We start from the raw sequence: 14,115 nt of genomic DNA, 5'->3' as shown, positions 1-14,115 counted from the left end.
CGGCTGAACGCAGAGCAGGTGTCCGCGCTCGTCAGGCGGCTGAGCGCAGGGCGGGCACCCGTGTGCTGCCCGCCAGCTCCACCACCGCGTCCAACTCCTCGAAGCCGACCGTGCGATGGCTGATCAGCAGCACCGTCCGGCCCCGGGTGACGTCCAGGATCGTGCGCATCACCGCGGCCTCGGTCACCGGGTCGAGATGGGCGGTGGGTTCGTCCAGAACGAGCACCGCGGGGTCGGCCAGCAGAGCGCGGGCGAGCAGCAGCCGCTGGCGCTGCCCGCCGGACATCCGCTCCCCGTCCGCGCCGACCCGGGTGGCCAGGCCGTCCGGCAGGCCGGCGACCCAGCCGCCGAGCCCGACCCGCCCGAGGACGTCGGTGAGCTCGGCCTCGGTCGCGTCGGTACGGGCGATCAGCAGGTTCTCCCGCAGCGTCGCGTCGAACACGTGCGCGTCCTGGGTCATGCCGGTGACGCGCCGGTACAGCTCGTCGGTGGCGACGTCGCGCAGATCGACACCGCCGACGAGGACCCGGCCCGCCTGCGGGTCGCGCAGGCGCAGCAGTAGGTCGGCGACGGTGCTCTTGCCCGCGCCGCTGGCGCCGACGAGCGCGACCCGGGCGCCGGCGGGCAGGTGGATGTCGAAGCCGTCGAGCACCGGCGGACCGTCCGGGGCGTACCGCAGCACGACATCGCGCATCCGGACCTCAAGCGGCCCGTCGGGCAGCGGCCTCGGATGGGCCGGCTCGCCCACCAGCGGCTCGCGGTCGAGGACGGCGAACACCCGGGTCGCCGACGCCCGGGCCTCGGCGAGGGCGGCGAACGCGGTGGTGAGCCCCGCCAACGGCTCGAAGGCGGCGACCGTGGTCAGCACGACCACCCCGAGCATCACCCCGGACAGCGCCTGCTGTCCCACCGCCGCCACCCCGACGGCGCTGACCGCCGCGAGGGTCAGGCCCGCGGCGAACATCGCGGCCGCGCTCCCCCACGCCGGTGACCCGCGCCAGGACGCCGCCAGCCGGGCTATCTCGCCGTCCCGGCGGTGTACCCGGGCGAGCCGGGCGGGCGCCGCGCCGAACGCCACGATCTCGTCCAGCCCGTCCAGCACGGCGACGATCTCGACGTCCCGCCGGGCCCGCGCCGCGGCGGTGGCCGTGACCATCTCCTGGGTACGGCGGCCGGTCACCGGCCCGGCCAGCACCGCGGCCACCGCGAGCCCGACCGCCAGGACGCCCCCCGCGGGCGGCGACACGACGGCAACCACGATCACGGCGCCGGCGCAGGCGAGCGCCGCGGACGCGGTGGGGGCCACCCCGCGCAGCAGCGACTCGCCGACCCCGTCCACGTCCGCGGTGAACCTGCGCAGCAGATCCCCGCGGCGGTGGGTCCCGAGGGCGGCGGGGGCCAGCGGCACGAGCCGGGCGAACACCTCCGCGCGCAGCCTGGCCAGGCCGCGCAGGGCCGCGTCATGAGTGACGAGACGTTCGACATAGCGGAAGACCGGCCGGCCGAGCCCGAACGCCCGGACGGCGACGATCGCGACCATCAGGGTCAGCACCGGCGGCTGCTGCGACGCCCGGACGATCAGCCATGCCGATGCGGCGGTCAGCCCGATGCCGCACCCCAGCGCGGCGGCCCCGGCGAGGATGCCGAGGGCGAACCGTCGCCGGGCCGAGACGAACAGCTCCAGTGCCCGCCGGTGGGCGCTGGCCGGCGGAGACTGGGAGCGGGACCGGTGCCGGGACCGGGAGCGCACGCCCGCCAGCGAGACGGAGATGTCTTCCGGTGTGTCTTCCAGCGGTGTGTCTCCCGGCCGCCGGACGGATGCGCTCACCGGTGGGACGGATGTGACGGCCGGCCGGAGAGGCACCGCCGGCGGTGGGACGGGCACAGCCGGGCGGGGAGCGGGCGGAAGCGTCAGGGCGGCCGGAGCCGGCGGGTGCGCCGGGCTGGGCGGCGGCTCCGTGCGGCCAGCCACCGGGTGGTCGCTGTCCAGACCGTCGGTGGCTGTCCAGTCGGCGGTCGGGCCGTCGGCGGCCACCCGGCCCGCCGCGATCGTGACGACCCGGTCGGCGACGTCGGCGAGAGCGGCCGAATGCGCGACGAGCACCACCGTCGCACGGCCCCGCAGCGCCGCGACGGCCGCGGCGACCCGCTCCTCGGCGGCGGCGTCCAGGCTCTCCCCGGGCTCGTCGAGCAGCACCAGCGGCGCGTCCCGCAGGAGCACCCTGGCGAGCCCGACCCGGCGCAGCTCACCCGCGGACAGCTCACCGCCGTCCTCGCCGGCGCGCTGCTCCGCCGGTGGCGCGCCGGCCGCGGCGAGCGCGGCGGCGACCTCGGCGGCCGGCGCGCCGGGACGTCCCAGCCGCGCCTCGTCGGCGACCGTGCCGCCGCAGACGGCGTGCGGCCGCTGCGGCAGCCAGCCGACCCGGGCCTGCCAGCCGGCCGGGTCGACCCCGGCGAGGTCGACGCCGTCCACCAGCACCCGGCCGTGCGCGGGGCGCAGCGCCCCGCGCAGCAGCGCCAGCACGGTGCTCTTGCCCGCGCCACTCGGGCCGACCAGCGCGACGATCTCACCCTGGCGGATGGTCAGGTCGACCCGCCCGGCGCCGCGCAGGTCGACGCCGTCCAGCCGCAGGGTGTCGAACCGGGTGGGGGCCGGGCGCGAGCCCGGCCGCGGCGGCGGCGTGGCGTCGAGCACGTCGAGCGCGGCGGCGGCGGCGGTCAGCCCGGACACGGTCGCGTGGTACTGCGCCCCCACCTGCCGCAGCGGCAGGTACNCCTGCCGCAGCGGCAGGTACACCTCCGGGGCGAGCAGCAGGACCAGCAGCCCGGCGCGCAGGTCGAGCGAGCCCGAGACCAGCCGCAGCCCCACCGACACCGCCACCAGCGCGACCGACAGCGTCGCGAGCAGCTCCAGCACGAACGACGACAGGAACGCCCAGCGCAGCGCCGCCATCGTCTGCTCCCGGTAGGCGTCGGTGATCCGGCGGATCACCGACGCCTGGGGCCGCGCCCGGTTGAAGATCCGCAGTGTCGGCAGGCCCTCGACGACGTCGAGGAAGTGCCCGGACAGCCGGCTGAGCACCGCCAGCTGCCGGTCGGTGCGGTTGCGGGTGGCCAGCCCCACCAACACCATGAAGATCGGTACCAGCGGCAGCACCACGGCCAGGACCGCCGCCGAGGCGAGATCCGCGCCGGCGATCCGGGCCAGCACGAACAGCGGGACGACCGCGACCATGACCAGCGCCGGCAGGAAACGGGTCAGGTAGGCGTCCATGCCGTCCAGGCCGGCGCCCGCGGTGACCGCGAGCGCCCCCGCTCCCCCGTCACGATCACGATGGTCGCCGCCGGTACCGGCGGCACCTCCGGTGACCGTCCGCTCGACGACCGCGCCGAGCATGGCCTGGCGCAGCCCGGCCGACACCGCCGGGCAGGTGCGCTCGGCGGTGCGCTCGGACAGCCAGACCACCACTGCCCGGGCGGCGGCGACCATGACGAGCAGCGCGACGGCGCCCCCCGTCCCGGTGAGCGCGCCGACCGCCACCCGCTGGCCGGTCACCACGACGTCGGTCAGCAGGGTCCCCTGGACGATCACCAGGGCGGCCGAGGCGACCGCGAGCGCCCCCAGCCGCAGCAGGTAGCCGCGCAGGGCCGGGGTGACCCGCAGCAGCCGCGGATCAACCGGCTTCATCAGATCCAACCAGCCGTCGTCGGAACACCCAGTACGACCACGCCTGGTAACCGAGGACAACCGGAGTGAACAGCACCGCCACCCACGTCATGATCGTTAGCGTGTAGTGCCCGGAGGCGGCGTCGCTGATGGTCAGGCTGTTCTCCGGCGCGCCGAGCGCCGGCAGCGCGTTCGGGTAGAGCGCGACGAACCAGCTCGCCACCATCAGCGCGATGGCGCCGGCCGTGCCGGCGAACGCCCAGCCGTCCCGCTCGTTGGACCAGGCCGCCGCCGCGCCGCCGAGCGCGGCCAGCGCCAGCGCCGACACCGCGGCCACGAGCACCCCACCGCGCAGCGCGACCGTCCACCCGGCCAGCCCGGCCAGGGCGGCCAGCGCGGGCGGGATCAGAGCCCGGGTGACCTGGCGGGACCGGGCCCGGATCTCACCCCGGGTCTTCAGCGACAGGAACACCGCCCCGTGCAGGACGCACAGCAGCGCCGTGGTCACCCCGCCCAGCAGGGCGTACGGGTTCAGCAGGTCGAAGAACCCGCTGGTCACCTGATGGTCGGGGGTCATCTCCAGGCCACGGACCATGTTGGTGCAGGCAACCCCGAACAGCAGCGCCGGCAGCGCCCCGCCGACCACGATCCCGCGGTCGCACCAGGCCCGCCCGGCCGCCGTGGTGGCCTTCCCCCGATATTCCAGGGAAACCCCGCGGACAATCAGCGAGACCAGGATGAGGAAAAGCGCCAGGTACGCTCCGCTGAACAGACTCGCGTACCATTCCGGAAAAGCGGCGAACATCGCACCGCCGGCGGTGAGCAGCCACACCTCGTTCGCGTCCCAGACCGGGCCGATGGTACCGAGCACCGCCCGGCGGTCGGTCTCGTTGTTACGGCCGATCACCGGTAGCAGGGCCGCGACACCGAAGTCGAAGCCCTCCAGGACGAAGAAGCCGACCCACAGGACGGCGACGAGCACGAACCAGAACTCCTCAAGCATCGCCCTACTCCTGATCCCGGGATGTCAGTAGGCCAGTGACGGCAACGCCTCGCCGGGCCGCGCTTCGCCGTCGATGGTCACGGTCGGGCTCAGCTCCGGGATCTCGTGCGTGCCGTGCCGCAGGAACAGGCGCAGCGCGACCGCGGCAAGCGCGCCGTAGAGGACGGTGAAGCCGGCCAGTGTCAGGACCACCGCGGTGGTGGAGACGTTCGGGGAGACCGCGTCGGAGGTGCGCAGCAGGCCGAACACCGACCACGGCTGGCGCCCCATCTCGGTGAAGATCCAGCCGGCGGTGTTCGCCGCGTACGGCAGCACGGTGGCGCCCACGAACGCCAGCAGCACATGGCGTCCGCCGGGCAGCCCGCCGCGGCGCATCCGCCACAGGCCGAAGGCCGCCAGGGCGAAGTAGACCCCACCCAGCGCCATCATGATCCGGAAACTCCAGAACGTGACGCCCATGACCGGCGTGTAGTCGCCGGGGCCGTACTTGGCGACCGCGGCGGCCTGCAGGTCGTTGACCCCCTCCACCTCCGCGGTGAAGGAGTTCGTGGCCATGAACGACAGCATGTAGGGGATCTTGATGTCGACCTTGTTCTCGCCGTGGGAGACGTCCCCGTAGGCGAACAGGGACCAGCCCGCGCTCTTCTCGGTGTCCCACAGCGCCTCGGCGGAGGCCATCTTCATCGGCTGCTGCCTGGTCATGACCTGGCCCTGGAAGTGCCCGGACAGCAGCACCCCCACCGACGCCACGGCACACACCACCAGGCCCAGCCGCACGGCCCGGCGGTGCAGGTCGACCTGCTGCCCCCTGCGCAGGTGCCAACAGGACAGCCCGACCAGCACCGCGCCCGCGGTGAGCAGCGAGGCGGACAGCACGTGCGGGAAGGTGACGATCTGCGTCGGGTTCGTCAGCGCCTTCCAGATCGAGGTGAGCTCGGCCCGACCGGTCTCCGGGTTGATCCGGTAGCCGACCGGGTGCTGCATCCACGAGTTCGCGGCCAGGATGAAGTAGGCGCTGATCACGGTGCCGAGCGAGGCCAGCCAGATGGTGGCCAGGTGGACGCGCTTGGGCAGCCGGTCCCAGCCGAAGATCCACAGGCCGAGGAAGGTCGACTCCAGGAAGAACGCGATCAGCGCCTCCATCGCCAGCGGCGGGCCGAAAACGTCCCCGACAAAGCGCGAGTAATCCGACCAGTTCATTCCGAACTGGAATTCCTGAACTATTCCTGTGACCACTCCCATGGCAAAGTTGATGAGCATCAGCTTGCCCCAGAAACGGGTCAGGCGGAGCCATTCGACACTGCCGGTCCGGACCCATGCGGTCTGCATGCCGGCGACCAGCAGCGAAAGCCCGATCGTCAGTGGGACGAACAGGAAGTGGTAGACGGTGGTGATCGCGAACTGCCAACGGGCAATCGTGTCCTGACTCATCTGTGTTCCTGGTTCATCGGTGTTCCTTTCAGCGACCGGGGAACTCCGGCTGCCGGCGGCGCGAACATGTGACCGTGCCGCCGGCAGCCCGGGAAGGCTGGGCAGGGCGGGCCGAGGGCCACGCGAAAAATGATCGCGTGGCCCTCGGCCCGGGCCGTGTCCAACGGACAGCCGTGTCTAACGGACAACGGCGACCGCGCACGGAGCGTGTGTGACGACCTGGTGGCCGACCGACCCGAGCAGCAGCCCGCCGAACCCGCCACGGCCACGGGCACCGACCACCAGCAGCTGGGCCGACTGGGCAGCCATGATCAGACCGTGCGCCGCCGAGCCGGCCACCAGCACGGCTTCGACGGCGATATCGGGGGCGGCCGCATCGGTACGGCCCGCCAGCCCCCGCTCGAGGGCCGTGTCGAGGGTGAGACGGGCGGCTTTTTCCAACACCGCATCGTCGAACGCGGGCAGGTCGAACGCGGCCAGGTCGAACGCGGGCAGGCAGGCGGGGTCCAGCGGCGGCTCCGGCAGCCAGCAGTGCGCGACCCGCAGCGGGACCCGACGCAGCCCCGCCTGGACCGCCGCCCACCGCAACGCGGCCAGCGAGCCCTCCGAGCCGTCGACACCGACCAGGACCGGACGGTCGTCCGGCCGTGGCGGCGCCGGCCCACGCACGACGACCACAGGAACAGCTGCTTCCTGCGCGCACCGCGCGGTGACCGAACCGACGAACATCCGACGCATCCGGGCAAGCCCCCGGGCACCGACGACGAGCATCAACGCGTCCCGGGACTCCTCCACGAGGGCGTCCGACGGCGAGTCGTAGACGGTGCGTTCGACGACGTCGACCGCGAGGCCGTCGAGGCGCGCCCGCCGGACCGCGTCGTGCAGCACCTGCGATGCCGCACGCTCCAGATCATCGACCCCGACCGACGGCGAGATGTCGTCGACCACCCGGGGACGCCCGCCCGGACCCCAGGCGAGCACCGCCCGTATCCGCCTGCCGGTCAGCCCGGCATGGGCGCAGGCCCAGCGCAGGGCCGACTCCGCGTCAGCGGAGGCGTCGATCCCCACCACGATGTCGGATGTCGTCTCCACACCGTTCACGCTCGCAGCGCCCGGCGACGCGAACGAGAGCGATTCGGGTAGACCACGGGACCGAAGGTCCCGTGCGTCCGGGCCGGCCTGCCGAGCCGGACCGCAGGCCCCGCCAGGCCGTGCGGCCGACCGGCAAACCCGGCAAACACGGCGGACGTGACGACAAGCCGGCCGGCAGGCTTGCTGACAGGCTCGCCAGCAGGCCTGAGCGGGCTTGGCAGCAGGCTTGCTGAGGGGCTTGGGGCGGGCTAGCCGGCGAGCTTGGTGGCGAAGACCGCGGCCTGGGTTCTGCTGGTCAGGCCGAGCTTCTCCAGGATGGACGAGACGTTGTTCTTGACCGTCTTCTCGGCCAGATGGATTCTGCTGGCGATCTGACGGTTGGTCAGCCCCTCGGCGATGAGGCCGAGGATCTGCCGCTCCCGCTCGCTCAGCGTGGACAGCAGACGGTCCTCCGGCGCCCCGTCACGCAGCCGGGTCAGCACCCGCTGGGTGACAGCGGGATCGAGCATGGACTGGCCGGACGCGACCGTGCGGACAGCGCCGATGAGATCATTGCCTCTGATCTGCTTGAGTACGTAACCGGCCGCGCCCGCCATGATGGCGGCGAACAGGGCCTCGTCGTCGTCGTGGGATGTCAGGATCAGGCAGGGCACCTCCGGTGTGCCGGAACGAATGTCGCGGCACACGTCGATGCCGCTGCCGTCGGGCAGACGGGCGTCGAGGATGGCGACGTCTGGACGTAGCGCCGGGATGCGCCGCAGGGCCTCGGCCGCGAGACCGGCCTCCCCCACGACCTTGATGTCGCCCTGGCTTTCCAGCAGCTCGCGCATCCCGCGCCGGACGATCTCGTGATCATCGAGAACGAAAACGCGGACAGGCTCCACCGAACCGACGATACGCGCGGCGACGTCCTGACGACCATGGAACGAGGGCATCAGGACATGACCGATCCAAGGGCATACCGTCGTAGCGGTGACTAGCACCGACACCCTGCTCAGGGACCTTGCCCGCGGGATCGTCGAGGCGGCCGGCCTGGCTCCGTCGATCCACAACACCCAGCCGTGGCGCTGGCAGGCGGCGGACCGTGATCTTTATCTCTTTGCCGACACCTCCCGCCAGCTGCGTGTCGCCGACCCGGACGGCCGGCAGCTTCTGCTCAGTTGCGGCGCGGCCCTGCTGCACGCCCGCCTCGCCGTCCACGCCGCCGGGCTCGTCCCCGATGTGACGCTCTTCCCGGCCGGGGACGACGACCTTGGCTCCGGGCCGCTGGCCCTGATCCGGATCACCGGCAGCGCGCCGGCCGACCCGCGGGACGAGGCGCTGCTGGCGGCAGCGCACCATCGGCGCACCGACCGCAGGCCCTTCGCCTCCCGCCCGCTGGAACCGGAGCACCTGCGGGCGCTGCGGCTGGCCGCCGAGGCGGAGGACGCCTGGCTGGTGTCCGTGGACGACACCGACCTGCGTATCGACACCAGCGTGCTGATCTCCCGCGCGGACTGGCTGGAGAACCACGACCCGGCCTACCGGGCGGAGCTGGAGTCGTGGAGCCGGACGGCCCCGGAGGCGAGGGACGGTATCCCCCGGAACGTGGTGATCGGCTCGGATCAGCCGCGGCAGTCCGAGTTCGCCGTCCGTGACTTCAACGTGGTCGGCGAGCCCGGCCTGCATCTGGAACAGACCGGGGTGGAGCGTCCCGTCGTGCTGCTGGTCGGCACCGACGCCGACGCCCCGGCCGACCGGCTGCGCGCCGGCCAGGCCATGGAACGGGTACTGCTGACCGCGACCGCGGACGGCATCGCGACGTCACCGCTGGGCCAGGCCGTCGACCTCGAGGTGACCCGGGAGCTCCTGCGGCATTCGGTCGGCGGCCTGGGACACATCCAGATGATCATCAGGGCCGGCTATCCGCTGCCCGGCGCCGAACCGTTGAAGGCGACCCCCCGCAGGCCGGTCGACGACATCCTGCGGTTCGCCTGAGCCGCGCGCAGCCGTCCGGACGCGTCCAGCCGCGCGCACCGGTCGGAGGTGCGCGGGGCCAGCAAGTGGGCCAGAGAGGGAGAAGGTGCCGGCCGTGCAGGTCGCCTCTCGGCGCACGGTCGCTCGCAGCGACAAAGGGTTGAGCCCGGGGGCCATGTCACGGCCGGCAGACATACCTTACCGGCCCGGCGGTGTTTCCGACGGCGTACGGGAAGATCCTCACGAGCCCGGGGAGTTACCTCCCGTGTGGCCCTCTCCCGCTCCCTGCCCCTGTCCGTCCTCGACGTGGTGCCGGTGGTGTCCGGTTCGACACCGGCCCAGGCTGTGCGCAACACCCTCGATCTCGCCCGCCGGGCCGAAGAGCTCAACTACCACCGGTACTGGCTGGCCGAGCACCACGGCATGCCCGGTATCGCCAGCTCGGCGACGTCCATTCTGATCGGGCAGGTCGGCGCGGCCACCACGAGCATCCGGGTCGGCTCGGGCGGGATCATGCTGCCCAACCACGCACCGCTGATCATCGCCGAGCAGTTCGGGACGCTCGGGGCGCTGTTCCCGGGCCGGGTGGACCTCGGTATCGGACGGGCGCCGGGTACCGACTCCGCGACCGCGCAGGCGTTGCGGCGCTCGAGCGGGCCGGTGTCCGCCGACGACTTCCCCGCGCAGCTCGCCGAGCTCGTCGCCTTCCTCGGCAACTCCTTCCCCGCCAGCCATCCTCTACGGACGGTGACCGCCGTCCCACACGGCGAGACACCGCCGGTGTGGCTGCTCGGCTCCAGCGGGTACAGCGCGCAGCTCGCCGGCTACCTCGGCCTTCCGTTCGCCTTCGCGCACCACTTCAGCGCGGTGAACACCCTGCCGGCGCTGGCGCTGTACCGCTCGGCGTTCCGGCCGGCCCCGGGGCGGGAGCGGCCCTACGCCATGGTCGCCGTCGCCGTCATCTGCGCGGACACCGACGAGACCGCGCAGTGGCTCGCCGGGCCGACCCGGCTGACGATGCTGCGGCTGCGCCAGGGCCGCCCGGACGTCTTCCCCACGCCCGAACAGGCCGCGGCGTACTCCTGGACGCCCGCCGAACGGGCCGCCGCCGACGGCGCGGCCTCCTCCCACATCGTGGGATCGCCGGACACGGTTCGCGCCAGCCTGGACGCCCTGATCGACGCGACGGAGGCAGACGAGATCATGATTGTGACGAACGTCCACCCGCACGACGCGCGGATCCGCTCCTACGAGCTGATCGCCGAGTTCGCCGGCCTGCCCGACCTGCCCGCCCCGCGCGAGCCCCTGTCCGCGTGACCCTGCCGTCTTTCAGGACGTCAGGCCCCGGCCCCGCAGGACGCCAGGCCCCGGCCCGTAGGGCTCCAGGGCCCACCTGAAGGACGTCGGAGCCCGGCTTCAGGGCGTCAGACCCGCGGCGCTGACGTAAGCGAGGCTGAACTGGGAGTCGGCGCGGCTGCCGTCGGGGTCGAAGCAGACGACCTTCGTCCGCACGTCCCCGACCGCCCCGGTCGGTGGTGACGTCCATTCCGCGATCGCGCAGCGGCGGGTCGGCTCGCCGTACGGCGTGACCTGGACGTGGTCCGGCGCCCGGCCGACGCCGGGATAGGCGATCTCGTAGACCCCGGTCTCGACGTGACGGATCGTGTTCGTCCGCTTCGCGCTGTTGGCGGAGTAGCGGGGCCACACGTCGACGGTCTGCCCCAGCGGCGGCTGCAGGATCCGCCCGGTCCCGGCCTCCTCCAGCCCGGTGAAGGAATGCCCGAACGCCGCGTTCTCCACCGGGATCACCGTGTGCTGGTTGCCGTACACGACGACGAACGGCGAGTCCGTCCACGTCTGCCCGTTCGCGCACCCGACGAAGATGGTCTGGCGGTCCTCGTGCACCTCCCGGCCGAGCGCGCTGCATCCCACCGTCGTGGAACCGACCGAGTTGACCTGGAGGTTGTTGCCGGTGCGGGCGTAGAGCCTGCCGATCAGGTCGATCGAGTAGTGGCCGATGCCACGCCAGTTGATCTCGATGGTGCCGGGGCCGGCGAGACTGTAGCTGTTGTCCGGACGGACCTGCTGCTGGCTTGGCGCGTCGTCCCGGAAATAGGCGTACGGCTCGCTGGGTGTCGGGCGATGGGACGCCGGCGCGAACGTGAACAGCGCGGTGAACCGGGAGTCGACATAGACCCCGGTGAGCGACCGGCAGGCCAGGGTGACCTGCTCGTCCGGGCCGGACGGCGCCCAGTCCTCGGCATGGCAGTGCACCGGCGCGTCACCGACCGCGGTCACCACCGCCGCGCCCCGCCCGCCGGGCACCCCGATACCCGGGAAGATCGCGCTGTAACGACCCGTCCCACGGCGGATCACCGTCGCCTTCGCCTGCCTGGTGTCCGCGGCCGACTGCCAGCTACCGGCCTGGACCTCGGCCGCGGGCGTCCACGGGGCGCCGATGGTGGGAGCGGCCTCGTCCGAGCGCAGAAAACCCCACACCGGCGTGGTGGGGTCCGCGGTAGGCACGGACGCGGGCCGGCTGCTGGCGGAACCACCCGGTGAATCCGAACTGCCGCAGCCCACCGCTACCATTGAGGCAACGGCCATCACGGCAACCAACACACGGACGGTCAGCGGAAACAATCGTCGCGGCTGCGGCATACGGGCAGCATGCCATGCCCCCTGAAAGGGGAAAGCCGGGAGTCAGTGATACGACCGGCGGAGTAGTTTTAGATGGGCCGGCCGGGGACGACCACGGCTTTCACCGGATACCCGCGGGCATCTGAGGAAGCCGGTCCGGATGCCGGCGCCGCCGACTGCTGTGAACGAGCCGTGAACGAAACGCCCCGGGCACGCCCCGGGATACAACCCGCTGTGGGGGTGGATCAGACGATGGCGCCGCCGGACGCGGCCACGGACGTACAGACCACCGCGCTGGGCCCGGACGATCCCGTCCAGCTCGGCTCCTACACCCTGCTGGGCAAGCTCGGTGAGGGCGGGATGGGGACCGTCTACCTCGGGCGCTCCGAGACCGGTCGGCTGGTGGCCATCAAGGTGATTCGCGCGGACGTGGCCGGTGACGCCGAGTTCCGGTCCCGGTTCCGGCTGGAGGCCGAGACGGCCCGCCGGGTCGCCCGGGTGTGCACCGCCGAGGTGCTCGACGCCGCGCCCGACGCCGCGCGGCCCTACCTGGTCACCGAGTTCATCGAGGGCAGGACGCTGGCGAGGTTCGTCACCGAGAGCGGCCCGCTGTCGGCGGCGAACCTCGAGCAGCTCGCGGTCGGCGTGGCCGCGGCCCTGACCGCGATCCACAGCGCCGGCATCGTGCACCGCGACCTCAAGCCGTCCAACGTGGTGCTCTCCCCCTTCGGGCCGCGCGTGATCGACTTCGGGATCGCGCGGGCGCTGGACTCGGCGAGCAACCTCACCGGCAACCTCCAGCAGCTCGGCACCCCCGCGTTCATGGCGCCCGAGCAGATCCAGGGCGAGACGATCACCCCGGCCGTCGACATCTTCTCCTGGGGTGGGCTGGTCACCTTCGCCGCAACCGGCCGTTACCCCTTCGGCGACGCGTCCGCGCAGGTCCTGCTCTACCGCGCGGTCAACGAGGCGCCCCGCCTGGACGGGCTGGACCCGCCGCTGCGCGAGATCGTCGCGGACGCGATGGCCAAGTCCCCCTCGGCTCGGCCGACCGCCCAGCAGCTCATGCTGCGCCTGCTCGGCGAACCGTCGTCGTCGGTGGCGGAGATCGACCCCGAGGCGACGGTCATCCAGGTGCTGGACGGCTGGAAGTTACCCACCTCCGACGGCACCGGCGGCGCTGGCACCGGCGATGCCGGTGGCGACGGCACCACGGTGCCCGCCGGCCAGGAGCCGCGACCGGCGGCCACCGTGCGCGGCAGCGGCCCGGCACCACGCAGCGCCCGGCGGATGGCGCTGGTGGCCGCCGGTGCCGCCGTCGCGGTGCTGGCGGCGCTCGGCGGGGTGCTGGCTCTGGCCTCCGGCGGCTCGGGAGCGGACGGTGAAGGGGTGAAGGTCGTCGACATCCTGCCGAAGTCCGACGTCGGCCTCGACGACGACACCCTGGTCTACTCCAGCGAGCAGGAGGGCAGGCGGGCGATCTACAGCCTGCGGGTCGGCCCGGACGGCCGGCCGGGGCAGCCCCAGCGGCTGACCGTCGACGACACGAAGCCGGCCGCGCTCCCGGTGATCGTCGGGCCGCAGCGCAAGACCGTCCTCTACACGGTGATCGACTCCTCCCCCAGCCTGGTCGCGATCGCCGCGGACGGCAGCGGCGCGCCGATGCCGCTGTTCACCTCCGGGCCGGCGGCGGATCTCGTGATCGCGCCGGACGCCCGGGCGTCGGTCGACCCGACCGGGAGGTTCGTCGTCATCAGGGCCGTACGCGGCCCGAACGACGGCCTGACCGGGCTCTACGTCGCCGCCGTCGACGGCTCCAGCGTCCGCCGGCTGAACGTGCCGGCCAGCGCCACCGACCCGTCCTGGTCACCGACGGGCGACCGGATCGTGTTCTTCGTCGGCTCGGGCGGCGTCGACGGCGGCGCGCTGTTCACCATCGACGCCGACCCGGCCGCCGCCGGCGCGAAGCCCGTCCAGCTCACCCCGGGCACGGAGGGTTTCGACGCGGATCCGACCTGGTCACCGGACGGTAAGAAGGTCGCCTTCCGTCGCGCTTTCGACCCGAATCTGGCCGAGACGGACGTCTTCGTCATGGACGCGAGCCCGGGCGCCACCCCGCTGCGGCTGACCGAGGCCCCCGGCCGGGACCAGGACCCCACGTTCGTGGCCGGGGACGGCAAACTGATCGCCTTCACCAGCCAGCGTGACGGCCCCACCAACCGCGAGATCTATGTGACGAGCGCGACCGCCCCTGACGACGCCAACGCCCGCAAGCTGACCTCGTTCCCAGGGGACGACGCGACCCCGCGCTGGACCTCCGGCTGAT

At 72.9% G+C, this 14,115-nt stretch carries 9 protein-coding genes; 3 read left to right on the top strand and 6 right to left on the bottom strand.

The window, feature by feature from the left end; all coding sequences use genetic code 11:
* Positions 1-31 precede the first annotated feature (31 nt).
* The 5 genes from cydD to FrCorBMG51_RS21015 form a co-directional block, all read right to left on the bottom strand.
* Entirely contained in the window at positions 32-3,688 is a 3,657-nt protein-coding gene (gene cydD / locus FrCorBMG51_RS21035) for a thiol reductant ABC exporter subunit CydD (RefSeq protein ID WP_052914902.1), read from the bottom strand.
* The gene (gene cydB, locus FrCorBMG51_RS21030) at positions 3,675-4,670 is read right to left on the bottom strand and encodes a cytochrome d ubiquinol oxidase subunit II (protein ID WP_047224747.1); all 996 of its coding nucleotides are present in this window, start codon (positions 4,668-4,670) and stop codon (positions 3,675-3,677) included. The genes cydD and cydB overlap by 14 nt, the downstream gene beginning before the upstream one ends.
* A gap of 24 nt (positions 4,671-4,694) precedes the next feature.
* Complete coding sequence (locus FrCorBMG51_RS21025) at positions 4,695-6,101, bottom strand: cytochrome ubiquinol oxidase subunit I (RefSeq protein WP_047224746.1); 1,407 nt, start codon at positions 6,099-6,101, stop codon at positions 4,695-4,697.
* 177 nt (positions 6,102-6,278) lie between these two features.
* A complete protein-coding gene (locus tag FrCorBMG51_RS21020; RefSeq protein ID WP_047224745.1) occupies positions 6,279-7,193 on the bottom strand; it encodes a universal stress protein in 915 nt (304 codons plus the stop codon).
* Positions 7,194-7,441: 248 nt separating this feature from the next.
* The gene (locus FrCorBMG51_RS21015; RefSeq protein ID WP_086055602.1) at positions 7,442-8,077 is read right to left on the bottom strand and encodes a response regulator; all 636 of its coding nucleotides are present in this window, start codon (positions 8,075-8,077) and stop codon (positions 7,442-7,444) included.
* An 88-nt stretch (positions 8,078-8,165) separates the two neighbouring features.
* Between FrCorBMG51_RS21015 and FrCorBMG51_RS21010 the strand changes: the two genes are divergently transcribed.
* Together FrCorBMG51_RS21010 and FrCorBMG51_RS21005 are read left to right on the top strand one after the other, a co-directional pair.
* Entirely contained in the window at positions 8,166-9,170 is a 1,005-nt protein-coding gene (locus tag FrCorBMG51_RS21010) for an Acg family FMN-binding oxidoreductase (protein ID WP_047224743.1), read from the top strand.
* Between the two features lie 246 nt (positions 9,171-9,416).
* A complete protein-coding gene (locus FrCorBMG51_RS21005) occupies positions 9,417-10,466 on the top strand; it encodes an LLM class flavin-dependent oxidoreductase (protein ID WP_047224742.1) in 1,050 nt (349 codons plus the stop codon).
* Positions 10,467-10,565: 99 nt separating this feature from the next.
* Here FrCorBMG51_RS21005 and FrCorBMG51_RS21000 read toward each other — a convergent pair whose 3' ends face one another.
* On the bottom strand, positions 10,566-11,675 hold the full coding sequence (locus FrCorBMG51_RS21000; protein WP_052914901.1) for a hypothetical protein: 1,110 nt from the start codon (positions 11,673-11,675) through the stop codon (positions 10,566-10,568).
* A 366-nt stretch (positions 11,676-12,041) separates the two neighbouring features.
* Here FrCorBMG51_RS21000 and FrCorBMG51_RS20995 point away from each other — a divergent pair, with 366 nt between their 5' ends.
* The gene (locus tag FrCorBMG51_RS20995; RefSeq protein WP_047224760.1) at positions 12,042-14,114 is read left to right on the top strand and encodes a protein kinase domain-containing protein; all 2,073 of its coding nucleotides are present in this window, start codon (positions 12,042-12,044) and stop codon (positions 14,112-14,114) included.
* Position 14,115 lies beyond the last annotated feature (1 nt).

The sequence above is a fragment of the Protofrankia coriariae genome (assembly GCF_001017755.1).
Taxonomy (GTDB): Bacteria; Actinomycetota; Actinomycetes; order Frankiales; family Frankiaceae; genus Protofrankia; species Protofrankia coriariae.
This window is presented reverse-complemented; position numbering and strand designations above follow the sequence as displayed.